19 protein-coding genes are annotated in these 21,771 nt (G+C 53.8%); 3 read left to right on the top strand and 16 right to left on the bottom strand.

The window, feature by feature from the left end; translation table 11 throughout:
- The first annotated feature begins 43 nt into the window (after positions 1 to 43).
- The 3 genes from coaE to yacG are packed head-to-tail and all read left to right on the top strand — an operon-like array spanning position 44 to position 1,611.
- Entirely contained in the window at positions 44 to 664 is a 621-nt protein-coding gene (gene coaE / locus E6P06_RS07985; protein ID WP_016149556.1) for a dephospho-CoA kinase, read from the top strand.
- Positions 664 to 1,407, top strand: a complete 744-nt coding sequence (gene zapD, locus E6P06_RS07980; protein ID WP_139935095.1) for a cell division protein ZapD — start codon at positions 664 to 666, stop codon at positions 1,405 to 1,407. Before coaE ends, zapD begins: the two co-directional genes overlap by 1 nt.
- A gap of 9 nt (positions 1,408 to 1,416) precedes the next feature.
- Positions 1,417 to 1,611, top strand: coding sequence for a DNA gyrase inhibitor YacG (yacG, locus tag E6P06_RS07975; RefSeq protein WP_003018740.1), 195 nt, complete (start codon positions 1,417 to 1,419; stop codon positions 1,609 to 1,611).
- A gap of 88 nt (positions 1,612 to 1,699) precedes the next feature.
- On the opposite strand, the gene mutT is transcribed toward yacG, so the two are convergent.
- The 16 genes from mutT to ftsI all read right to left on the bottom strand — a co-directional run bounded on the left by mutT (position 1,700) and on the right by ftsI (position 21,766).
- Positions 1,700 to 2,089: an 8-oxo-dGTP diphosphatase MutT gene (mutT, locus tag E6P06_RS07970; protein WP_003837443.1), complete on the bottom strand. Its 390-nt coding sequence runs from the start codon at positions 2,087 to 2,089 to the stop codon at positions 1,700 to 1,702.
- Positions 2,090 to 2,145: 56 nt separating this feature from the next.
- Positions 2,146 to 4,851, bottom strand: coding sequence for a preprotein translocase subunit SecA (secA, locus tag E6P06_RS07965; RefSeq protein WP_003018746.1), 2,706 nt, complete (start codon positions 4,849 to 4,851; stop codon positions 2,146 to 2,148).
- A gap of 60 nt (positions 4,852 to 4,911) precedes the next feature.
- Positions 4,912 to 5,418, bottom strand: coding sequence for a secA translation cis-regulator SecM (secM, locus tag E6P06_RS07960; RefSeq protein WP_003018748.1), 507 nt, complete (start codon positions 5,416 to 5,418; stop codon positions 4,912 to 4,914).
- 283 nt (positions 5,419 to 5,701) lie between these two features.
- Entirely contained in the window at positions 5,702 to 6,619 is a 918-nt protein-coding gene (gene lpxC, locus E6P06_RS07955; RefSeq protein WP_003018750.1) for a UDP-3-O-acyl-N-acetylglucosamine deacetylase, read from the bottom strand.
- Positions 6,620 to 6,719: 100 nt separating this feature from the next.
- Positions 6,720 to 7,871 carry a cell division protein FtsZ gene (ftsZ, locus tag E6P06_RS07950; protein WP_003018753.1) on the bottom strand — a complete coding sequence of 384 codons (1,152 nt, stop codon included), beginning with the start codon at positions 7,869 to 7,871 and terminating at the stop codon, positions 6,720 to 6,722.
- Positions 7,872 to 7,933: 62 nt separating this feature from the next.
- The gene (gene ftsA, locus E6P06_RS07945) at positions 7,934 to 9,196 is read right to left on the bottom strand and encodes a cell division protein FtsA (RefSeq protein WP_003018755.1); all 1,263 of its coding nucleotides are present in this window, start codon (positions 9,194 to 9,196) and stop codon (positions 7,934 to 7,936) included.
- Positions 9,193 to 10,026, bottom strand: coding sequence for a cell division protein FtsQ (gene ftsQ / locus E6P06_RS07940; RefSeq protein WP_003845741.1), 834 nt, complete (start codon positions 10,024 to 10,026; stop codon positions 9,193 to 9,195). Before ftsQ ends, ftsA begins: the two co-directional genes overlap by 4 nt.
- 1 nt (position 10,027) lies before the next feature.
- Complete coding sequence (locus E6P06_RS07935; RefSeq protein ID WP_003018760.1) at positions 10,028 to 10,948, bottom strand: D-alanine--D-alanine ligase; 921 nt, start codon at positions 10,946 to 10,948, stop codon at positions 10,028 to 10,030.
- A complete protein-coding gene (gene murC, locus E6P06_RS07930) occupies positions 10,941 to 12,416 on the bottom strand; it encodes a UDP-N-acetylmuramate--L-alanine ligase (protein WP_003018763.1) in 1,476 nt (491 codons plus the stop codon). Before murC ends, E6P06_RS07935 begins: the two co-directional genes overlap by 8 nt.
- A 51-nt stretch (positions 12,417 to 12,467) precedes the next feature.
- The gene (gene murG / locus E6P06_RS07925; protein WP_003018767.1) at positions 12,468 to 13,535 is read right to left on the bottom strand and encodes an undecaprenyldiphospho-muramoylpentapeptide beta-N-acetylglucosaminyltransferase; all 1,068 of its coding nucleotides are present in this window, start codon (positions 13,533 to 13,535) and stop codon (positions 12,468 to 12,470) included.
- Positions 13,532 to 14,776, bottom strand: coding sequence for a cell division protein FtsW (gene ftsW, locus E6P06_RS07920; RefSeq protein ID WP_003018770.1), 1,245 nt, complete (start codon positions 14,774 to 14,776; stop codon positions 13,532 to 13,534). The genes murG and ftsW overlap by 4 nt, the downstream gene beginning before the upstream one ends.
- Positions 14,776 to 16,092 (bottom strand): UDP-N-acetylmuramoyl-L-alanine--D-glutamate ligase, encoded by a 1,317-nt coding sequence (murD, locus tag E6P06_RS07915; RefSeq protein WP_016149555.1) that lies wholly within the window; start codon positions 16,090 to 16,092, stop codon positions 14,776 to 14,778. The genes ftsW and murD overlap by 1 nt, the downstream gene beginning before the upstream one ends.
- 2 nt (positions 16,093 to 16,094) lie before the next feature.
- On the bottom strand, positions 16,095 to 17,177 hold the full coding sequence (mraY, locus tag E6P06_RS07910) for a phospho-N-acetylmuramoyl-pentapeptide-transferase (protein ID WP_003018774.1): 1,083 nt from the start codon (positions 17,175 to 17,177) through the stop codon (positions 16,095 to 16,097).
- Positions 17,171 to 18,529, bottom strand: coding sequence for a UDP-N-acetylmuramoyl-tripeptide--D-alanyl-D-alanine ligase (gene murF, locus E6P06_RS07905; RefSeq protein WP_003837429.1), 1,359 nt, complete (start codon positions 18,527 to 18,529; stop codon positions 17,171 to 17,173). The genes mraY and murF overlap by 7 nt, the downstream gene beginning before the upstream one ends.
- Entirely contained in the window at positions 18,526 to 20,013 is a 1,488-nt protein-coding gene (gene murE, locus E6P06_RS07900; protein WP_003018780.1) for a UDP-N-acetylmuramoyl-L-alanyl-D-glutamate--2,6-diaminopimelate ligase, read from the bottom strand. Before murE ends, murF begins: the two co-directional genes overlap by 4 nt.
- Positions 20,000 to 21,766, bottom strand: coding sequence for a peptidoglycan glycosyltransferase FtsI (gene ftsI / locus E6P06_RS07895; protein WP_016151691.1), 1,767 nt, complete (start codon positions 21,764 to 21,766; stop codon positions 20,000 to 20,002). The genes murE and ftsI overlap by 14 nt, the downstream gene beginning before the upstream one ends.
- Positions 21,767 to 21,771: the final 5 nt, after the last annotated feature.

Genomic DNA, 21,771 nt, shown 5'->3' with positions numbered 1-21,771 from the left:
TTAACTGTTTGATAATCAAACTTAAACTCCAGGATCGGCATCTATGAGGTATACGGTAGCCTTAACCGGCGGCATTGGCAGTGGTAAAAGCACCGTTGCAAATGCGTTCGCTGACCTCGGAATAAACATCATTGATGCAGATATTATTGCGCGCCAGGTGGTTGAACCCGGCACACTTGCTCTTAAGGCGATCGAAGAACATTTTGGTTCCGAGGTTATCGCCGCAGACGGATCGTTGCAGCGGCGCATTTTACGCGAACGCATTTTTTCCGCCCCAGAGGAGAAAAGCTGGCTGAATGCCCTGCTCCATCCGCTTATTCAGCAGGAAACGCAGCGCCAGTTTCAGCAAGCGACCTCACCTTACCTGTTATGGGTTGTCCCTTTGCTGGTGGAAAATTCGCTGTATAAAAAAGCCGACCGCGTACTCGTGGTGGATGTCACGCCCGAAACCCAGCTCAGACGCACCATGCAGCGTGATGACGTCACACGTGAGCATGTTGAACAAATTCTTGCTGCCCAGGCAACGCGTGAAGCGCGGCTGGCCGTGGCAGACGATGTTATTGATAATAATGGCGCACCGGAAGCCATCGCCTCGGATGTCGCCCGCCTGCACGCGCTCTATTTGCAATGCGCGTCGCAGTTTGTCTCACAGGAAAAACCGTAATGCACACCCAGGTCCTTTTTGAACACCCTCTCAATGAGAAGATGCGTACATGGCTGCGCATTGAGTTTTTAATCCAACAACTCTCCGTTAATTTACCCATTACTGACCATGCCGGCGCTCTGCATTTTTTCCGCAATATCGGAGATTTACTGGATGTATTTGAACGCGGCGAAGTCCGTACCGAACTCCTCAAAGAACTGGAGCGACAGCAGCGTAAACTCCAGGCCTGGGTCGAAGTTCCCGGCGTCGATCAAAGCAGAATCGACTCTTTGCGCCAGCAGTTAAAAAGTGCAGGCAGCATTCTGATTTCTGCCCCGCGTATTGGACAGACGCTGCGCGAAGATCGTCTGATTGGTCTCGTACGTCAGCGTTTAAGTATTCCTGGCGGGTGCTGCAGTTTCGATCTGCCGACTCTGCATATCTGGTTACACCTGGCGCAATCGTATCGTGACGCGCAGGTTGAAACCTGGCTTGCCAGCCTGAATCCGCTCAATCAAGCGCTGTCGCTGGTGCTGGATTTAATTCGCAACTCAGCGCCGTTTCGTAAGCAAACCAGCCTGAATGGTTTTTATCAGGACAACGGCGAAGATGCAGATCTGCTGCGCTTGCAGCTGCCGCTTGATTCGCAGCTTTATCCGCAAATTTCTGGTCATAAGAGCCGTTTTGCCATCCGCTTTATGCCGTTGGATAGCGAAAATGGTCAGGTGCCTGAGCGCCTCGATTTTGAACTGGCGTGCTGTTAAGGAGTCAACATGTCTGAACAAACCATCGTCAACTGCCCAACCTGCGGCAAGCCTGTAGTATGGGCTGAAGTCAGTCCGTTTCGCCCATTCTGCAGCAAGCGCTGCCAGTTAATCGATCTGGGAGAGTGGGCTGCAGAAGAGAAACGCATCCCAAGCTCAGGCGATCTGTCGGAAAGCGACGACTGGAGTGAGGAGCAGAAGTAATTCTGCTAATACGTAGGGCGGGCAAGCGTAGCACCCCCGCCATAATTTTCCGGATGGCGGTGTTGCCTTATCCGGCCTACGAACACCATTATCCAGTAATCAGCTTTTCAATTACCGGTGCATTCGCCGGCGGGAAATCTTCCGCATTCAGAGCATATTGCGCTATCCACTGCGCCGGTTGCCCCTCTTTTCCCCACGGCTCGCCTTCCCAGCTTTCAACCAGCCAGAACCACAGAGTGATATGCCTGTCCGGAAACTGATACTCCAACTTTTCGAACAATGAACTTTGAGTCGGCGTGATCCCTACTTCTTCCTGTAGCTCGCGAATCAGCGCCTGCTCCGGCGTTTCGCCCGCTTCAATTTTCCCGCCGGGGAACTCCAGCTTATTGGCCATGTGGGCATCAGCCGCACGTTGGGTGATAAAAATTTCATTGTGCTGATTACGAATAATCCCGACGGCGATCTGCAATATTTTCATTTTCATCGTCCATAAAAAAGGCGCAGAAGTCTGCGCCTTTTCAATAAGTTATTTTCTTAGCTCAGACGGCCATGACACTGTTTGTATTTCTTGCCGGAACCGCAAGGACACGGATCGTTACGACCCACTTTACGATCGCCGGTTTGTGCCGCCAGCTCTTCTGCCGCAGCAGAATCATCACCTTTATGGCTCAACTGCTGCATCTGCGCTAAACGCTCAGCTTCTTCGCGACGCTGCTGCTCCATCGCTTCTACTTCTTCAGGCATACGCACCTGAACTTTGCTCAGAGTGCTGATCACTTCGTACTTCAGAGATTCCAGCATTGATGCAAACATAGAGAAGGATTCACGCTTGTATTCCTGCTTCGGATCTTTTTGCGCATAACCACGCAGGTGGATACCCTGACGCAGGTAATCCATCGCAGCCAGGTGCTCTTTCCACAAAGAGTCGAGCGTTTGCAGCATCACGCCTTTTTCGAAGTGACGCATCATCTCCGCGCCCACAACTTCTTCTTTGCGCTGATAAACTTCTACTGCGTTTGCCAGAATACGTTCGCGCAGCGTTTCTTCGTGCAGCTCAGGTTCTTTATCCAGCCACTCTGAAATCGGCATATCCAGATCGAAGTCGTTTTTCAGACGTTCCTGCAGACCCGGAATATCCCACATTTCTTCCAGAGACTGCGGCGGAATATAGGCATCAATCGTCGCTTTGAATACGTCTTCGCGAATGCTGTTAATGGTTTCGCTAACGTCAGTTACGTCCAGCAGTTCGTTACGCTGGGTGTAGATAGCACGACGCTGGTCGTTGGCAACATCATCATATTCCAGCAACTGCTTACGAATATCGAAGTTGCGGCTTTCCACTTTACGCTGCGCGTTAGCAATTGCTTTGGTCACCCATGGGTGTTCAATGGCTTCACCAGGCTTCATACCCAGTTTACGCATCATGCCGGACACGCGGTCAGAGGCAAAAATACGCATCAGCGCATCTTCCATCGACAAATAGAAACGAGAAGAACCCGCATCCCCCTGACGACCAGAACGACCACGCAGCTGGTTATCGATACGACGAGATTCGTGACGCTCAGTACCGATAATATGCAAACCACCAGCAGCTAATACCGCGTCATGGCGAACCTGCCACTCGGCTTTGATCTGCGCGATTTGTTCCGGAGTTGGGTTTTCCAGCTCGGCAACTTCCGCCTGCCAGCTACCACCCAGCACGATATCGGTACCACGACCCGCCATGTTAGTAGCGATTGTCACGGCAGACGGGTAACCCGCCTGTGCGACGATATCCGCTTCGCTGGCATGGAACTTGGCGTTGAGGACGTTATGTTTGATGCCTGCCTTGGTCAGCTCGTTAGAGACCACTTCAGATTTTTCAATGGAGATAGTACCCACCAGCACCGGCTGGCCATTTGCGGTACGCTCTTTAATATCTTCAATGATCGCCTGAATTTTTTCCGCTTCGGTCATGTACACCAGATCCGGTAAATCCTTACGGATCATCGGACGGTTAGTTGGTACAACTACAGTATCCAGCTTGTAGATGGAGCTAAATTCAAAGGCTTCGGTATCTGCTGTACCGGTCATACCGGCCAGTTTTTCGTACAAACGGAAGTAGTTCTGGAAGGTAATAGATGCCAGCGTCTGGTTCTCGTTCTGGATCTCTACGCCTTCTTTAGCTTCAACAGCCTGGTGCAGACCATCAGACCAGCGACGCCCCTGCATGGTACGGCCGGTGTGTTCATCAACGATGATAACTTCGCCGTCTTTCACGATGTAGTCAACATCGCGGGTAAACAGCACGTGCGCACGCAGTGCGGCAGTCACGTGGTGCATCAGCATAATGTTGCCTGGAGAGTACAGAGACTCGCCCTCATCCATAATGCCTTCGTTAACCAACAACTCTTCAATCAGTACCAGACCACGTTCGGTCAGGTTAACCTGGCGCGCTTTCTCATCAACAGAGAAGTGGCCTTCCCCCTGGAACGTGTCGGAATCTTCCTTCTCCTGACGGATCAGGTGTGGGATGATTTTGTTCACTTTTTTATACATTTCCGAGCTGTCTTCAGCCGGGCCGGAAATGATCAGCGGCGTACGCGCTTCATCGATCAGGATGGAGTCAACTTCATCGACCAGCGCATAGTGCAGTTTACGTTGAACACGCTCTTCCGGACTAAACGCCATGTTGTCGCGCAGGTAATCAAAGCCGTATTCGTTGTTGGTACCGTAAGTAATATCGGCGTTGTAGGCTTCACGCTTGGCTGGCGCTGGCAGGCCAGACATGTTGATACCAACGGTCATGCCGAGGAATTCAAACAGCGGGCGGTTATTTTCGGCATCACGCTGAGCCAGGTAGTCGTTCACGGTAACCACGTGTACGCCCTTCCCGCTTAATGCGTTCAGGTAGGCTGGCAGCGTCGCGGTCAGGGTTTTACCTTCACCAGTACGCATTTCCGCGATGCAGCGATCGTTAAGCACCATACCGCCCAGCAGCTGAACGTCGAAGTGGCGCATACCGAACACGCGTTTACTCGCTTCACGCACCACTGCGAACGCTTCCGGGATCAGGCTCTCAACGCTGGCACCTTTTTCCAGACGGGCGCGGAATTCAGCGGTCTTCGCTTTCAGTTCATCATCGGAGAGTTTTTCCATCTCCGGTTCCATTGCGTTGATGACATTGACCACTTTACGCATACGACGCAGCGTACGCTCGTTACGGCTACCGAATACTTTGGTTAATAATTTGATTAGCATAATAAAATCTCAAACGCCCCGCGATGCGGAGTCAAAAATTATAAGTTGGAAGGTTCTTTTTTAGCTGAGGCGTTGAGGACCAGCGCGGATACCCTGCAGCTGGCTGATCCAGACCGGAACGCTAAATGCGGCCTGAGAAGTAAAGTGGGCGTATGTCACGCGACTTACTGTCGCGGGCGGAGTGCCTTCTTGCGTCAGCATCGCGCTGAGCGTATTCAGTAACGCAAGATGGTGCGCCTGGATTGGCAACGGCTCTTCGGCAACAGGCAACGCCTGAGGCGCCATGGCAAAAGAAAGATGGCGGATAACCGTACGAATGGCATGTTGATGCCAGTAATCGACGGTAAAATTTGGGCGGCGATTAGTCGCTTCCAGCAAAGCAAGCTGGCTAAAGTTAACTTTAGCGGATTGATCGTGATTGCTGGCGGTCGCCTTCGCGGGGGTATTGGGTTCAGCAGCATTACCGAGCGCGGGCAGGCCAAAACTCGCCGCGACCATCCCCAACAGGAGATGCGGCCAGAAGTACCGTCTGCCTAACTGTCGCCAACGCGTCAGTATTCCACTCACGTTTTTGCCACCTGATATACCCTGCGTTTGGGGTTACGAATGCAAAACATTTTTTTTGCGCACGAATCTTATCATTAAAGCGTACGCTCCACAGCAGTAATGACAACCGGCCATGGGTAAATATGCTCAAGAAAGCAGCGATCGCACACTATTTTAACCTAGTGGCAGGGAAATATTTGCGTTGGAAAAGGCTGCGCTAATGAGTACATAAAAAAACGACTGGCTCACCTGGCCGGAGAGAGTGCCAGATTTACCAGTCGAATTTATACGACAGTGTATGTCGTTATGCCAGTACGGTCGAAGGTGCTTTGAACGCCAGAGGCAGTTCTGCATCGTCCTGGAAGGTCACATATTCCCAGGCTTCCTGTTTTGCCAGGACCGCCTGCAACAGTTTGTTATTCAATGCATGACCGGATTTATACGCGGTGAATGCACCAATAATGTTGTGACCACACATGAACAAGTCACCAATCGCGTCGAGCATTTTGTGACGAACGAATTCGTCTTCAAAACGCAGACCGTCTTCGTTCAATACGCGATAATCGTCAACAACGATGGCACAATCGAAGCTGCCGCCCAAGGCCAGGCCACGGGACTGCAGATATTCGATATCACGCATGAAGCCGAAAGTACGCGCACGGCTGATCTGACGCATGAACGCATCTGCAGAGAAGTTCATCGCGTAGCGCTGCGTGCTGGCATCAATCGCTGGATGGTTAAAGTCGATGGTAAAATCCAACGAGAAACCATTAAACGGTTTGAATTCAGCCCACTTATCACCATCTTCGACACGAACGGTCTCTTTGATGCGAACAAATTTCTTAGCGCTGTTCAGTTCTTCAATACCCGCATCGAGCAGCAGATATACGAATGGAGCAGCACTACCATCCATGATCGGGATTTCCGGGGCGTTAACTTCAATAACAATGTTATCGATACCTAAGCCCGCCAGAGCAGCATTCAGGTGCTCTACGGTTGAAATCCGCACATCATGCTCATTGACCAGACACGTACAGAGCATGGTATCACGCACAGATTTGGCATCGGCCGGGAAATCTACCGGAGGATTCAAGTCGGTGCGACGATAGATGACCCCGGTGTTGGCCGGCGCAGGGCGTAGCGTCAGCGTGACTTTTTTGCCGGTATGTAAACCGACGCCAGTCGCCTGAACGATACGTTTAAGTGTCCTTTGTTTGATCATCGTATAATCTCGCCAAATTAACTATCCAACCGAAGTGTACTATACATTCGGCGGGCCAGTTTAGCACAAAGAGCGCAGATTCCCAAATTCCAGCTAATTCTTAATCAGCTTGCTTACGCAGGAATGCAGGGATATCCAGATAATCCGGCTCTTTAGTGGTTTGCGGCGTATTGTCGTTAACCACTTTCGCTACCGGCTTCTGTTCTTGCGTCAACGGCGCCATGCCGTGTTGCTGGTAACGATCCATTACCGGCTGCTGTACCTGCTTGTTGGTTACCAGAGTGATTTCAGGACGCTTGTCCATACCAATTCCAGTCGCAACAACGGTCACACGCAGTTCGTCGTTCATATCCGGGTCCAGAGAGGTACCGATTACCACGGTCGCGTTATCCGATGCAAAGGCACGGATGGTGTTACCCACGGTTTCGAACTCATCCAGACGCAGGTCGAAGCCCGCAGTAATGTTGACCAGCACACCGCGTGCGCCGGACAGATCGATGTCTTCCAGCAGCGGAGAAGAGATAGCCATTTCAGCCGCTTCTTCTGCACGGTCTTCACCGCTCGCCACGCCAGAACCCATCATCGCGTAGCCCATTTCGGACATCACGGTGCGCACGTCTGCAAAGTCGACGTTCATCAGGCCCGGACGAGTAATCAGTTCAGCGATACCCTGAACCGCGCCTTTCAGCACGTCGTTCGCTGCGCCAAACGCATCCAGCAGGGAAATACCGCGACCCAGTACTTTCAGCAGTTTGTCATTCGGAATAGTAATTAGAGAGTCCACATGTTTGGACAGCTCGGTGATACCCTGCTCCGCGAATGCCATACGCTTCTTGCCTTCAAAGTTGAAAGGCTTAGTCACGACAGCAACGGTCAGAATACCTAAATCTTTTGCTACTTCAGCAACCACTGGCGCTGCACCGGTACCGGTACCGCCGCCCATGCCTGCTGCGATAAACACCATGTCTGCCCCGTCAAGCGCTGCACGCAGAGCTTCACGATCTTCGTCTGCCGCATTACGGCCGACTTCCGGGTTCGCACCCGCGCCCAGACCTTTGGTGATGCCGCTACCAATCTGAATGGTCTGTCCAACCGCCGTTTTACGCAACGCCTGAGCGTCGGTATTCACTGCGAAGAATTCAACACCTTCGATGCGCTCGCGCACCATGTGTTCAACGGCATTACCGCCACCGCCGCCGACGCCGATGACTTTAATCACCGCGTCATTGGTAAGTTCCATAGGTTCAAACATAGTTTCTCTCTCCGTTGTGCCTGTCGCCTGAGACCGTTAATGTGCGATGGTCTCTTTAAAAATTAAAACTCTTTTCGCAGCCAGCTATTGAGTCGTTTGATCCACGAGCCAACTGATGCCGTTACGCGTTTTTCTACTTCAGCCTCACCACTCAAATGGGATTCTTTTCCGTAGTGAAGCAGCCCCACTGCCGTTGAATAATACGGCTCCTGAGCATAATCCGTCAGACCAGTGATATTCAGCGGCGCGCCAATACGTACTTGCGTATGGAACACACGCTGTGCGCAGGCCGCAAGACCTTCAATTTGCGCAGCACCACCGGTTAACACAATCCCCGCCGCCAGATGATGTTTCACACCCTGCTGGCGAAGCTGTTCTTGTAATTGCAAAATTTCTTCGTTGACCAGGTTGAGCAGCTCGGTATAACGCGGCTCAATGACTTCTGCCAGGGTCTGACGTTGCAGGCTACGCGGTGGACGACCACCTACGCTTGGCACTTCAACGCTTTCGTCTTTACCCACGATGGACCCCAGCGCACAGCCATGGCGCACTTTAATGGCTTCAGCATCGCTCGGCGGCGTACCAAAGGCATACGCGATATCACTGGTCACTACATTCCCTGCATAAGGGATAACTTTAGTGTGGCGCAACGCCCCGCCAGTATAAACGGCGATGTCCATTGTACCACCACCAATATCCACCACGCAGACACCCAGCTCACGTTCATCTTCCGTCAACACGGAATAACTGGCTGCCAACCCGGCAAAAATCAGTTGGTCAACTTTCAGACCACAACGTTCAACAGCTTTGACAATGTTCTTCGCCATGTCGTTGTGGCAGGTAATAAGGTGGACTTTTGCCTGCATACGTACGCCGGAAAGACCTACCGGATTTTTAATGCCTTCCTGGTAGTCAATGGCGTATTCCTGCGGAATAACGTGCAGAACACGATGTTCGTCGCGAACGCGTACGGATTTTGCCGTATGTACCACGTTTTCCACATCTTCCTGCGTCACTTCCTCTTCGGAAATGGGCACCATACCAATTTCATTTTGACAGCTAATATGTTTACCGGAAAGTGCCAGATACACCGAGGAAATCTGGCAATCTGCCATCAGTTCAGCCTGGTCAATGGCGCGCTGTACGCACTTCACCACTGACTCAAGGTCATTCACCCCGCCTTTATCCATACCTCGCGATGGGCAACTGCCCACGCCAATGATATTGACCATACCGTCGGGCAGAACTTCCCCTACTAAAGCGGCTACCTTCGCGGTGCCAATCTCCAGTCCAACTACCAGTTTTCTGTCCGTCGCCTTGATCATTGTTGTTCTGCCTGTGCCTGATTCTGTTGCTGATTAGATTCCTCAGGAGGCAAGGGAACCCAGCCTACTGCCGCTCCTGAGTCATAACGCAAATCAACGTAGCTAATCCGTTTGCCATCGGTTTGCGCCTGCTGCTGTAAAACCGGGTAGAGTTCCACAAAGCGAGCCAAACGTTTTATCGTATCGCCCCTGCCCAGATTGAGCTTAATATCGTTATTCAGCGTCAACTGCCAGGAACGACGAGCGGTCATCGCCGCTTCCTTCAGGGTGAATCTATCCTTAGCCAGCACCTGCCCCATTTCACGGAACCCTTGCAACACTTCACTTGCGCTGCCTTCCGGTCCGTACAACATAGGTAATACCTGCTTATTGGCCCGACCGGTTGGGACGCTGAACGTATTGCCTTCGGCATCCACCATATGCTGGTCATTCCAACGCGCAATGGGCACATATTCAACCAGATGAATCTTCAATTCATCGGGCCATTGCTTTCTGACGCTCGCCTGTTTAATCCAGGGGAGACGTTCAATTTGACTCTGAATGATGTTCACATCCTGAGTCATAAAGGTTCCCGGAGCGCCCAGAGCCAGAATGGACTGACGAATATCGTCATTGCGCGTGTAATGCCGTTCGCCGGTTAACACCAGCTTTGACAATGGCAACCGCTGCGCATCTTCCATCCACCCCAACACTACCCAGCCGCTGACAAACACGGTGCACAGCACTGTCAGCAGGAACAGTATTCCTGCAAGACGCGTTCCATTATTGCGGCGTGAGGAGTTTACTTCTTCTTCATCACCGTTTCGCGTGTTCAGCGCAGCCTGCGACATATCAGTCCGCCAACTCCAGAATTCTTACCACCAACTGCGAGAAGCTCAGGCCAGCCTGACGTGCCGCCATCGGCACCAGGCTGTGGCTGGTCATACCCGGAGAGGTATTCGCTTCCAGCAGATAAAACTGGCCATCGCTGTCCAGCATGACGTCAATGCGACCCCAACCTTTACAGCCCAATGCGGTCCATGCTTTCAGGACTAATTCCTGCAAACGGGCCTCTTGTTCAGCTTCCAGACCTGCAGGGCAGAAATATTGTGTCTCATCAGAGAGATACTTCGCCTCATAATCATAGAAGGTTCCCGCGGGTTGGATACGTATTGACGGTAAAATTTCTTCACCAAGTATCGCAACTGTAAATTCCGGGCCACTGAGCCATTTTTCGATCAGTACTTCTTCATCATGCTGAAAAGCCAATGCTAATGCACCCTGCAAAGCATTTTCTTCTTCAACTTTTGACATCCCTACGCTGGAGCCTTCACGGCTTGGCTTCACAATCAGCGGCAAACCTAACGCAGAGATTTTTGTAACCGCTTCATCGCTAAGACCTTTTTCGAACTCAGAGCGGGTCAATGCAACCCAGGGCGCGACGGGTAAACCTGCGCCCTGCCACAGCAGCTTGCTGCGCAGTTTGTCCATCGAAATTGCGGACGCCATGACGCCGCTGCCGGTATATGGCAGGCCAATTTGCTCCAGCATGCCCTGCAACGTGCCATCTTCCCCGCCACGACCGTGCAGCGCAATAAACACCTTCTGAAAACCCATAGATTTCAGAAGAGTGACATCAATATCTTTAGGGTCAACCGGATGGGCATCGACACCACCTTCGCGTAACCCTGCCAGTACGGCCGCGCCGGAATTCAGCGAAACTTCACGCTCTGCGGAGGTTCCTCCTAACAGGACCGCGATTTTATCAGCCATGTTGTTCTTCCTCCGGGTTTTGCGGCTTCAGTTTGATTTCAGCTAAGGAACGCGCGATTTTGCCGATATTTCCAGCGCCCTGCACCAAAATCAGATCATTGCCGGTTAATACCGGCGCCAGCATGTCTGCCACCTGAGCCGGATCGGATACCAGAATCGGGTCGATCTTACCGCGACCACGGATCGTACGGCACAGCGAACGGCTGTCAGCCCCCGGAATCGCGGCTTCACCCGCGGCGTATACATCCAGCATCAACAGCGCATCGACCTGAGTCAGCACGTTGGCAAAGTCGTCATACAGATCGCGTGTACGCGTAAAGCGGTGCGGCTGGAACAGCATTACCAGATTTTTGTCCGGCCAGCCCGCGCGTGCAGCTTTAATCGTGGCATCCACTTCCGTTGGGTGATGGCCATAATCATCAACCAGCATCGCCGTCCCGGCTTTACCGTTTACCGGCTCAAGCGGAAATTCGCCGAGGAAGTCAAAACGGCGTCCGGTGCCCTGGAAACTTTCCAGCGCGCGCAGAATTGCGTCGTCTTCAATGCCTTCTTCTGTTGCAACTGCCACCGCCGCCGCCGCGTTCAGCGCATTGTGACGGCCCGGTGCGTTCAATGTCACACGTAAATCGGCCATCCCCTGACGCAGCAGCGTGAAGTGCCCTTGTGGACCAATCTGCTGGTAATCTTCAACGCGCACATCAGCATCATCGCTGAAACCATAGGTTGTGGTTTGACGACCGACGCGCGGCAACAACTCGCGGATCACCGGATCGTCAACGCACATCACCGCACGACCATAAAACGGTAAGTTATGCAGGAAATTAATAAACGTCTGCTTTAAATTTTCGAAGTCGCCATGGTAGGTATCCATATGATCGGCTTCGATATTGGTAACAATCGCCACCATCGGCTGCAAATGTAGGAACGACGCATCACTCTCATCCGCCTCCGCAATTAAATAACGGCTATGACCCAGACGCGCATGGACGCCTGCAGCCTTCACCAGACCGCCGTTGACAAACGTCGGATCCAGCCCCGCTTCCGCGTAGATACTGGAGACCATCGCTGTGGTCGTGGTTTTACCGTGCGTCCCGGCAATGGCGATACCGTGACGAAAACGCATTAATTCAGCCAACATTTCAGCACGACGGATCACCGGAATACGTGCTTCATGCGCCGCAACAATTTCCGGGTTATCCGCAGAAATGGCGCTGGATACCACCACCACGCTCGCATCACGCACGTTTTCCGGGCGATGGTTGAAGAAAATCGTGGCGCCCAGATTCGTCAACTGCTGAGTCACCGGATTCGGCGCCAGGTCAGAACCGCTGATCTGATAACCTTCGTTGGCCAAAACTTCGGCAATACCGCCCATACCAGCACCACCGATGCCGACAAAGTGAATGTGCCGAACGCGACGCATTTCGGGCACTATGGAACGCAGTTTTGCCAGTTGTTGTGTATTCATTCTTTAGCCATTAACTTCTTAGTTCATGCGATGCAAAAGGCATCACCACAATTACGCCCGGGCAGCCCGGCTCACTTCATTAGCAACACGCTCTGTGGCATCCGGTATGGATGCGGCGCGCGCACGTTCTGCCATGGTTAATAAGGTTTCTCGCGACCACCCGGAAAGGGTGTTAGCGACGGCATCCACAGTAAACTGCGGCTGCTCAAGAATTTTGGCGGCGCCCGCTTTCTCCAGCGGCAGCGCATTCCAGTACTGCTGTCGGTCTTTGTGCTGGAAAGGCACAAACAGCGCAGGCAAACCTGCGGCAGCAATTTCACTTACCGTCAGCGCACCTGAGCGACAAACTACGACATCCGCCCACGCGTAGGCGGCTGCCATATCATCAATAAACTCAGTGACCTTGTGCTGCGGTTGTCCAGCGTCAGCATATGCCTGTTCAACGGTTTGCTGCGCACCTTTGCCGCTCTGATGCCAAATAGTCACCGCGTCACCAAGCTCTGCGGCAACCTGCGGCATCGTCTGGTTCAATACGCGTGCACCCTGAGAACCCCCGACGACCAGCACGCGAACCGGGCCTTCACGCCCTGCCAGACGTACTTCGGGCGACGGCAGCGCCAGAACGTCGGTGCGTACCGGGTTACCCACCACTTCCGCATTCGGGAAAGCGCCAGGAAAAGCCTGCATCACCGTAGTGGCAATTTTCGCCAGCCACTTGTTGGTTAATCCCGCAATGCCATTCTGCTCATGCAGTACAACCGGAATGCCTAATGACCAGGCTGCCAGACCGCCAGGGCCGGACACGTAGCCGCCCATACCCAGCACCACATCAGGCTTAAACTGCTTCATGATGGCCCGCGCCTGACGCCAGGCATTAAAAATACGCACGGGGGCGGCAAGCAGAGCGTTGACACCTTTGCCACGCAAACCGGAGATGCGAATAAAGTCAATTTCAATGCCATGCTTCGGCACTAAGTCCGCTTCCATACGATCGGCGGTGCCCAGCCAACGAACTTGCCAGCCCTGAGCCATTAAATGATGCGCGACCGCCAGCCCCGGGAACACATGCCCGCCGGTACCGCCTGCCATCACCATTAACCGCTTCGGTTGACCACTCATCGTGCACCTCGTGTAAACGCCTGGGCTTTTTCCAGACGCGTTTCATAATCAATACGTAACAAAAACATGATGGCCGTCGACATAATCAACAAACTGGAACCACCATAACTGATCAGCGGTAACGTCAGACCTTTGGTTGGCAGCATACCAGCTGCCGCACCGACGTTTACCAGCGCCTGGAAGCTAAACCAAATCCCGATGGAGCAGGCTAAAAAGCCTGAAAAACGGTGGTCAATTTCCAGCGCTTTGCGGCCAATCGACATCGCGCGAAAAGCGACGAAGAATACCATTAAAAGTGCCAATACCACACCGATATAACCCAGCTCTTCCCCAATGATGGCGAAGATGAAGTCGGTGTGCGCTTCCGGTAAATACTCCAGTTTTTGCACCGAATTACCTAACCCCTGCCCCCAAATCTCACCGCGACCAAAAGCCATCAGCGATTGCGTTAACTGGTAGCCGCTGCCAAACGGATCTTCCCATGGGTTCCAGAAGGAGGTTACGCGGCGAATACGATACGGTTCGGCAAGGATCAGCAGCACCACCGCCGAAATCCCCATACCGATAATGGCAATGAACTGCCACAGTTTCGCTCCAGCGAGAAAGAGCATCGCCAGCGTCGTGACAAACAGCACCACTACCGTACCAAGGTCAGGCTGCGCCAGCAGCAAGATTGCCAGCACCAGAATCACACCCATCGGTTTTAAGAAGCCGCGCAGGTTGTTACGCACTTCATCGACTTTACGCACCAGGTAGTTGGCGAGATAACAGAACAGCGACAGCTTGGTGAATTCCGCAGGCTGAATACGCAGTGGACCCAACGCGATCCAGCGCGATGCCCCGTTAACGGAGCTCCCCACCACCAGAACGATCAACAACATGATGATCGAGGCGATCAGCATCGTCGTGCTGTACTTTTGCCAGAACTCCATCGGCAGACGTAGCGTCACCATCGCCAGACAGAACGCGAGGAAGATATACAGCGCGTCACGTTTAGCGAACAGGAAGGGATCGCCTGCCAGGCGTTGCCCTACGGGCATCGATGCCGATGTCACCATCACAAAACCGATCGCTGCCAGACCAAAAGTCAGCCACAGCAGCATGCGGTCATACATGATCAGGCTGTCCGCGTCTTTATCACGCGAAGCCATCACCCAGCCTTTAAGTGCCGCGAAGATCCACGCCAGGACACCCAGTCCCGGTACGCGCGGCATTTTCAGACGAGGGAGAGAGAAGCGCATCAACCCAACTCCTTCGCCAAACGGGTAAAGACGTCACCACGTTGCTCAAAGTTCTTGAACTGGTCAAGGCTGGCACAGGCTGGCGACAGCAGCACCATATCACCCGACTTCACACGCGGTGCGAGCAGACGCATTGCCTGCTCCATGGTTTCAGTGTGTTCCGCAACCTCAGGACGCAGAGCGGCAAGCTGTGCGCCATCGCGACCAAAGCAGTACAGACGAATGTTGTCGCCAGTCAGGTAACGTTGCAGCGGCATAAAGTCGGCGGATTTCCCGTCACCGCCCAGCAGCAGGTGCAGCGTACCCTCAACGTGCAGACCATTCAGTGCCGCTTCGGTGCTGCCGACGTTGGTGGCTTTTGAATCGTTGATCCAACGCACACCGTTATGATTCAGTACCAACTGGAAACGATGCGCCAGACCGGTAAAGGTAGTCAGCGCTTTCAGGCTGGACGCCCGCGGTAGACCCGCAGCATCCGCCAGCGCCAGCGCCGCCAGGGCGTTGGTATAGTTATGCTGGCCGGTAAGCGTCATCTCTTTCACGTTCAGGACTTTTTCACCCTTCACCCGCAGCCAGGTTTCACCCTGCTGACGATTGAGATGATAGTCACCCATATTGATGCCAAAGCTCACGCAGCGCTCATCCGCCCCGCGAATCGGCATGGTCAGCGCATCATCAGCATTGACCACACACACTTTCGCATTCTCATAGACACGCAGTTTGGCCGCACGGTACTGCTGCAAGCCAAACGGATACCTGTCCATATGATCTTCGGTGACGTTCAAAATGGTGGCCGCCACGGCCTGTAAACTGGAGGTTGTTTCCAGTTGGAAGCTCGACAGCTCGAGAACATACAGCTCGCGTTCGTCATCCAGCAGCATCAACGCGGGCAAGCCGATATTTCCGCCAACCCCCACGTTCACGCCGGCAGCTTTCGCCATCTCGCCGACCAGCGTAGTGACGGTACTTTTCCCGTTGGACCCGGTGATCGCGACGATCGGCGCCTGTGCTTCGCGACAAAACAGCTCAATGTCGCCAACAATTTCAATCCCGGCATCAGCAGCAGCGCTCAACGAAGGGTGCGCTAGGGCAATACCAGGGCTGGCGACGATGAGATCGGCAGCCAGCAGCCAGTCATCATTCAGGCTACCAACATGACGCTCAACCGCTTCCGGTAATTTATCCAGACCAGGCGGCGTCGCACGGGTATCCATTACGCGCGGCGTCACGCCACGCGCCAGGAAGAAATCCACGCAGGACAGTCCGGTCAACCCCAGACCGATAATGACGACTTTTTTACCCTGGTAATCAGCCATGATTAACGTACCTTCAGCGTTGCCAGGCCAATCAGCACCAGCATCAGCGAAATAATCCAGAAGCGCACAATGACGCGCGGTTCCGGCCAGCCTTTCAGTTCATAGTGATGGTGAATCGGCGCCATACGGAAGATGCGCTGTCCGCGCAGCTTAAAGGAGCCAACCTGCAGAATGACCGACAGTGTTTCTACAACAAATACGCCGCCCATGATTACCAGCAGGAACTCTTGACGCAGCAGCACGGCAATAATGCCCAGCGCGCCACCCAGCGCCAGCGAACCGACGTCACCCATAAAGACCTGCGCCGGATAGGTGTTAAACCACAGGAAACCTAATCCCGCACCGACAATCGCCGTACAGACGATCACCAGTTCGCCTGCATGGCGTAAATAGGGAATGTGCAGATAGTTGGCAAAGTTCATGTTACCGGTAGCCCATGCCACCAGCGCAAAACCCGCTGCTACGAACACGGTCGGCATAATCGCCAGACCATCCAGGCCATCGGTAAGATTGACCGCGTTGCCGGTCCCCACAATCACGAAGTACGCCAGCAGAACATAGAACAGACCCAGTTGCGGCATCACGTCTTTAAAGAACGGCACCACCAGCTCGGTAGCCGGGGTGTCTTTACCGGCGAGGTACAGCGCAAACGCGACCCCTAATGCAATGACCGACATCCAGAAATATTTCCAGCGCGCTATCAGGCCTTTGGTGTCTTTACGCACCACTTTGCGGTAGTCATCGACAAAACCGATAATGCCGTAGCCAATCAGCACCACCAGCACGCACCACACGTACGGGTTGGATGGGTAGGCCCACAGCAGCACGGAGATAACAATCGCGGTGAGGATCATGATGCCGCCCATGGTCGGCGTACCACGTTTACTAAAGTGTGATTCTGGGCCGTCGTTACGCACGACCTGACCAAATGACATTTTTTGCAAGCGGGCAATCATACGCGGGCCCATCCACAAAGAGATGAACAGCGCGGTCAGCAGGCTGACGATGGCGCGAAACGTCAGATAGGAAAAGACGTTAAAGCCGGAATAATATTTGACCAAATGTTCGGCCAGCCAAACTAACATGTCCCATTCTCCTGTAATGCGCGTACTACCTCTTCCATGGCGGCACTACGTGAACCCTTCACTAAAATCGTCATGACCTGATGTTCTGCAATCAATGCTTTAAGATGCGCGGCCAGCGTACTTTTATCCGCAAAATGTTCGCCAACGCCACTGGCGTCGCTAATTGCCTGACTCAGTTTTCCCGTACTCAGTACACGGTCGATGCCTGCAGCTTTCGCAGCAACACCCACCTGTACATGGCATGCTTCGCTTTCTGCGCCAAGCTCTGCCATATCGCCAACGACCAGTACGCGATAGCCCGGCATTTCAGACAGCACCTGCACCGCTGCGGTCATCGAACCGACGTTCGCGTTATAGGAGTCGTCCAGCAGCAGCTGATTTTCCGCGAGTTGAATCGGGAACAGACGCCCCGGTACCGCTTGCAGATCCTTCAACCCCGCTTTGATCGCCTCGTGCGTCGCGCCTACCGCCATAGAGAGCGCCGCCGCCGCAAGGGCGTTAGCGATATTATGGCGACCCGGTAACGGCAGCAGGACATCAATGCTTCCGGTCGGCGTTTGCAGAGAAAATTCCGTGCCATGCGAGGTCACATGAACGTTGGTCGCCGAAAAGTCGCTATTGGCTGCATTCGGGGAGAAACGCCAGACTTTGCGATCGCCGATGATGCTTTGCCAGTTCAGCCAGTCGTTGTTGTCGGCATTCATAATGGCGATACCGTTCGCTGACAGGCCGGTAAAAATCTCACCTTTTGCCTTCGCAACGCCCGCCAGAGAGCCGAAGCCTTCCAGGTGCGCGGCGGCCAGGTTGTTCACCAGCGCCGCTTCCGGACGCGTCAGGCCGACGGTCCAGGCGATTTCGCCCTGATGGTTGGCACCGAGCTCAATCACGGCATAGTCGTAATCGTTGTTTAAGCGCAGCAGCGTCATCGGTACACCGATGTCGTTATTCAGGTTGCCCGCAGTATATAGGGTGTTACCACACTGGCTCAGAATGGCAGCCGTCATCTCTTTGACGGACGTTTTACCGGATGAGCCGGTCAGCGCGACAACGCGCGCCGGAACCTGGGCGCGAACCCACGCAGCCAGTTCACCAAACGCCAGACGCGTATCGTTAACAATCAGCTGCGGCAGGTTGGTGTCCAACGGGCGGCTGACCAACAGCGCACCGGCCCCGCTCTCTTGCGCTTTGTCTGCAAAATCATGGGCATCAAAGCGTTCGCCTTTCAGTGCCACAAACAGGCAGCCCGGCGTCACTTTACGCGTATCGGTTGTTACGGCATCAAGGGTCAGATCGGCCCCTTTCAATTCACCACGGAGGATCTCCGCCAGTTGGCTGAGCGTTACGCTAATCATGCGATAACCCCCAGCAGACGCGCTGCCGTGACGCGGTCAGAATAATCGAGGCGCTGTGAACCAACGATCTGGTAGTCTTCATGACCTTTACCGGCCACCAGCACCACATCATTTTCTTTCGCCTGCATAATGGCGTTTGTCACCGCTTCTGCGCGACCTTCCATCACCTTCGCCTGTCCGGCATCCAGCATCCCCGCCAGAATGTCGTTAATAATGGCGCGCGGCTCTTCGGTACGCGGGTTGTCATCGGTCACCACAACAACATCGGCAAACTGCTCGGCAATTGCGCCCATCAACGGACGTTTGCCTTTATCGCGATCGCCGCCGCAGCCAAAGACGCACCACAGTTTGCCAGTACAGTGCAGACGTGCCGCCTGTAGCGCTTTTTCCAGCGCATCTGGCGTATGGGCGTAATCAACCACCACGGTGGTTTTACCCGGCGCGCTGAACACTTCCATACGCCCGCAAACCGGCTGCAATTGTGTCGCCGTTTTCAGTAAATCAGCTAACGGATAGCCCAGTGCCAGCAGCGTTGCCAGCGCCAGCAGCAGATTGCTGACGTTAAACGCCCCCATCAGGCGGCTTTCAATTTCGCCGTCGCCCCATGAGGAGGTAAAACGAATCGTTGCCCCGCTGTCGTGATACTTCACGTCAACCGCTTTTAACCAACGACCGTGACAGTTCGGGTTGATGTGGTCTTCCATCGAAACGGCAACCGCATCCGGGAGTTTCGCCAACCAGCGACGACCGACTTCATCATCCGCATTGACGATGGCCTGACCGCAATGGTGCGTGGAATACAGCAGCCATTTCGCGGCTTCGTAATGTTCCATGTCGCCGTGGTAGTCGAGATGGTCACGGCTTAAGTTAGTAAATACTGATGCGGCAAACTTCAGCGCCGCCACGCGATGCTGAACCAGACCGTGTGAAGAGACTTCCATCGCGCCAACCGTTGCGCCCTGCGCAACCAGCCCCGCCAGCACATGCTGGACATCAACGGCTGAACCGGTGGTATTTTCCGTCGGGATCACTTTGCCCAGCAGGCCATTGCCTACTGTTCCCATCACCGCGCTGGTTTCGCCAAGCAGTTGGCTCCACTGTGCCAGCAGTTGGGTGGTGGTGGTTTTACCGTTGGTCCCGGTCACGCCGACCAGACGCATTTTCTCAGAAGGCTCGTGGTAAAAACGGCCTGCCAGTGCAGATAAACGTTCGTTAAGCTGACTAAGATAGATGACCGGAACGCCGTGCATTTCACGGATTTCACCATCAGTAGCTTCATCTTTCGCTTCTGCAATAATGGCAGCCACACCTTGCGCTATCGCCTGCGGGATATACCGACGCCCGTCCGCCTGATGACCTAATACTGCGACAAAGAGATCGCCCGATGCAGCCACACGGCTGTCAAGCGTCATCTCCCGCAGTGCTCGCTCCGGTGCACCCGGCACCCATGGAGCAAGAAGGTCGCGCAAATTACGATCTGCCACCTGTTGCCTCGCCTTGATTATTCACAAATTCATTTTTATCGCCCGTTGTCAGCGCATCCGGCTCGATGTTCATGGTACGCAGTACGCCGCCCATGATGGCACCAAAGACCGGCGCGGAAACGGCGCCACCGTAGTATTTACCCGCCTGCGGATCGTTGATAACAACAACCAGCGCGAAGCGCGGCTGACTCGCAGGCGCAACACCTGCGGTATAAGCAATGTATTTGTTGATGTAGCGGCCATCCGGCCCTACTTTTTTCGCTGTACCGGTTTTAATGGCGATACGATAACCTTTAATCGCCGCCTTCACGCCGCCGCCGCCGGGCAGCGCCACGCTTTCCATCATGTGCACCACGGTACGCACGGTTGATTCCGGGAAGATACGCTCGCCCGGAACTGGAGGGTCAACTTTAGTAATCGACAGTGGACGATAAACGCCGTAACTGCCGATCGTTGCATAGACTCGCGCTAACTGTAACGGCGTTACCATTAGCCCGTAGCCGAAAGAGAAGGTGGCCCTCTCTATGTCAGACCACCGTTGTTTTTGAGGATATAAGCCACTGCGTTCTCCGACCAACCCCAAATTGGTCGCTTTTCCCAGCCCAAAACGTGAGTAAGTATCTACTAACGCTGAGGACGGCATCGCTAACGCCAGCTTGGAAACACCGACGTTACTCGACTTCTGCAAAACCCCGGTGAGGGTTAATTCGCTATAACGTGCCACGTCTTTGATTTCGTGACCATTAATTCGGTAAGGGATAGTGTTGAGGACCGTATTTTCGCGTACCACACCGCGCTGCAGCGCGGTCATCACCACCATCGGTTTAACGGTAGAACCCGGTTCAAACACGTCGGTAATGGTGCGGTTACGCATCGCGTCTTTTGGCGTACCGGTGAGATTGTTCGGGTTGTAGGACGGACTGTTGGCCATTGCCAGCACTTCACCGGTGTTCACATCCACCAGTACCGCACTGCCTGACTCCGCCTTGTTGAACGCCACGGCGTTATTCAGTTCACGGTAGACCAGTGCCTGTAAACGCTCATCAATGCTCAACGCGAGGTTATGCGCCGCCTGGCTGTCGGTAGAGGAGATATCTTCAATGACGCGGCCATACCGGTCTTTACGTACAATACGCTCGCCCGGTTGTCCGGTGAGCCACTTGTCGAAGCTTTTCTCAACGCCTTCAATCCCCTGACTATCGACGTTAGTAAATCCGATGAGGTGAGCAGTCACTTCTCCGGAAGGATAGTAACGACGGGACTCTTCACGCAGATGGATACCTGGCAGCTTCAGTTTTTTGATGTAGTCAGCCATGTCAGGGTTTACCTGACGCGCCAGATAGATAAAGCGCCCTTTCGGGTTGGCGTTAATGCGGGAAGCCAGTTGATCGAGCGGGAGATTCAGCGCGGTTGACAGCGCTCTCCAGCGTTCGCCAACGCTCACTCCGCCGGCATCATGTACTTCTTTCGGGTCGGCCCATATAGCTTTAACCGGAACACTCACCGCCAGCGGACGACCAGAGCGGTCGGTAATCATTCCGCGCGATGTAGACACTTCCTGGACGCGTAGAGAGCGCATATCACCCTGACGCACCAGCATGTCCGGCGCGATGATTTGCAGCCAGGCAACGCGACCCAGCAGAAAACCCAGTGCCAGCAAAATACAGCCGCACAGTAACGCAAAACGCCAACTGATAAAGTTGGCTTGTTCTTCCTGGCGTTTTGGTTTGTGCGTTTTTGCCGCTGCTTTCATGCGTC

Source organism: Citrobacter sp. CF971 (assembly GCF_006385635.1).
Classification (GTDB): Bacteria; Pseudomonadota; Gammaproteobacteria; order Enterobacterales; family Enterobacteriaceae; genus Citrobacter; species Citrobacter freundii.
Note: the sequence above shows the minus strand (reverse complement) of the source record. Positions and strands in the feature narration are given on the sequence as shown.

Bases quoted from the DNA above. Each gene is read 5' to 3' on its own strand.
- coaE (WP_016149556.1), top strand. From the start codon at position 44: ATGAGGTATACGGTAGCCTTAACCGGCGGCATTGGCAGTGGTAAAAGC.
- zapD (WP_139935095.1), top strand. From the start codon at position 664: ATGCACACCCAGGTCCTTTTTGAACACCCTCTCAATGAGAAGATGCGT.
- yacG (WP_003018740.1), top strand. From the start codon at position 1,417: ATGTCTGAACAAACCATCGTCAACTGCCCAACCTGCGGCAAGCCTGTA.
- mutT (WP_003837443.1), bottom strand. From the start codon at position 2,089: ATGAAAATATTGCAGATCGCCGTCGGGATTATTCGTAATCAGCACAAT.
- secA (WP_003018746.1), bottom strand. From the start codon at position 4,851: ATGCTAATCAAATTATTAACCAAAGTATTCGGTAGCCGTAACGAGCGT.
- lpxC (WP_003018750.1), bottom strand. From the start codon at position 6,619: ATGATCAAACAAAGGACACTTAAACGTATCGTTCAGGCGACTGGCGTC.
- ftsZ (WP_003018753.1), bottom strand. From the start codon at position 7,871: ATGTTTGAACCTATGGAACTTACCAATGACGCGGTGATTAAAGTCATC.
- ftsA (WP_003018755.1), bottom strand. From the start codon at position 9,196: ATGATCAAGGCGACGGACAGAAAACTGGTAGTTGGACTGGAGATTGGC.
- ftsQ (WP_003845741.1), bottom strand. From the start codon at position 10,026: ATGTCGCAGGCTGCGCTGAACACGCGAAACGGTGATGAAGAAGAAGTA.
- E6P06_RS07935 (WP_003018760.1), bottom strand. From the start codon at position 10,948: ATGGCTGATAAAATCGCGGTCCTGTTAGGAGGAACCTCCGCAGAGCGT.
- murC (WP_003018763.1), bottom strand. From the start codon at position 12,416: ATGAATACACAACAACTGGCAAAACTGCGTTCCATAGTGCCCGAAATG.
- murG (WP_003018767.1), bottom strand. From the start codon at position 13,535: ATGAGTGGTCAACCGAAGCGGTTAATGGTGATGGCAGGCGGTACCGGC.
- ftsW (WP_003018770.1), bottom strand. From the start codon at position 14,776: ATGCGCTTCTCTCTCCCTCGTCTGAAAATGCCGCGCGTACCGGGACTG.
- murD (WP_016149555.1), bottom strand. From the start codon at position 16,092: ATGGCTGATTACCAGGGTAAAAAAGTCGTCATTATCGGTCTGGGGTTG.
- mraY (WP_003018774.1), bottom strand. From the start codon at position 17,177: ATGTTAGTTTGGCTGGCCGAACATTTGGTCAAATATTATTCCGGCTTT.
- murF (WP_003837429.1), bottom strand. From the start codon at position 18,529: ATGATTAGCGTAACGCTCAGCCAACTGGCGGAGATCCTCCGTGGTGAA.
- ftsI (WP_016151691.1), bottom strand. From the start codon at position 21,766: ATGAAAGCAGCGGCAAAAACGCACAAACCAAAACGCCAGGAAGAACAA.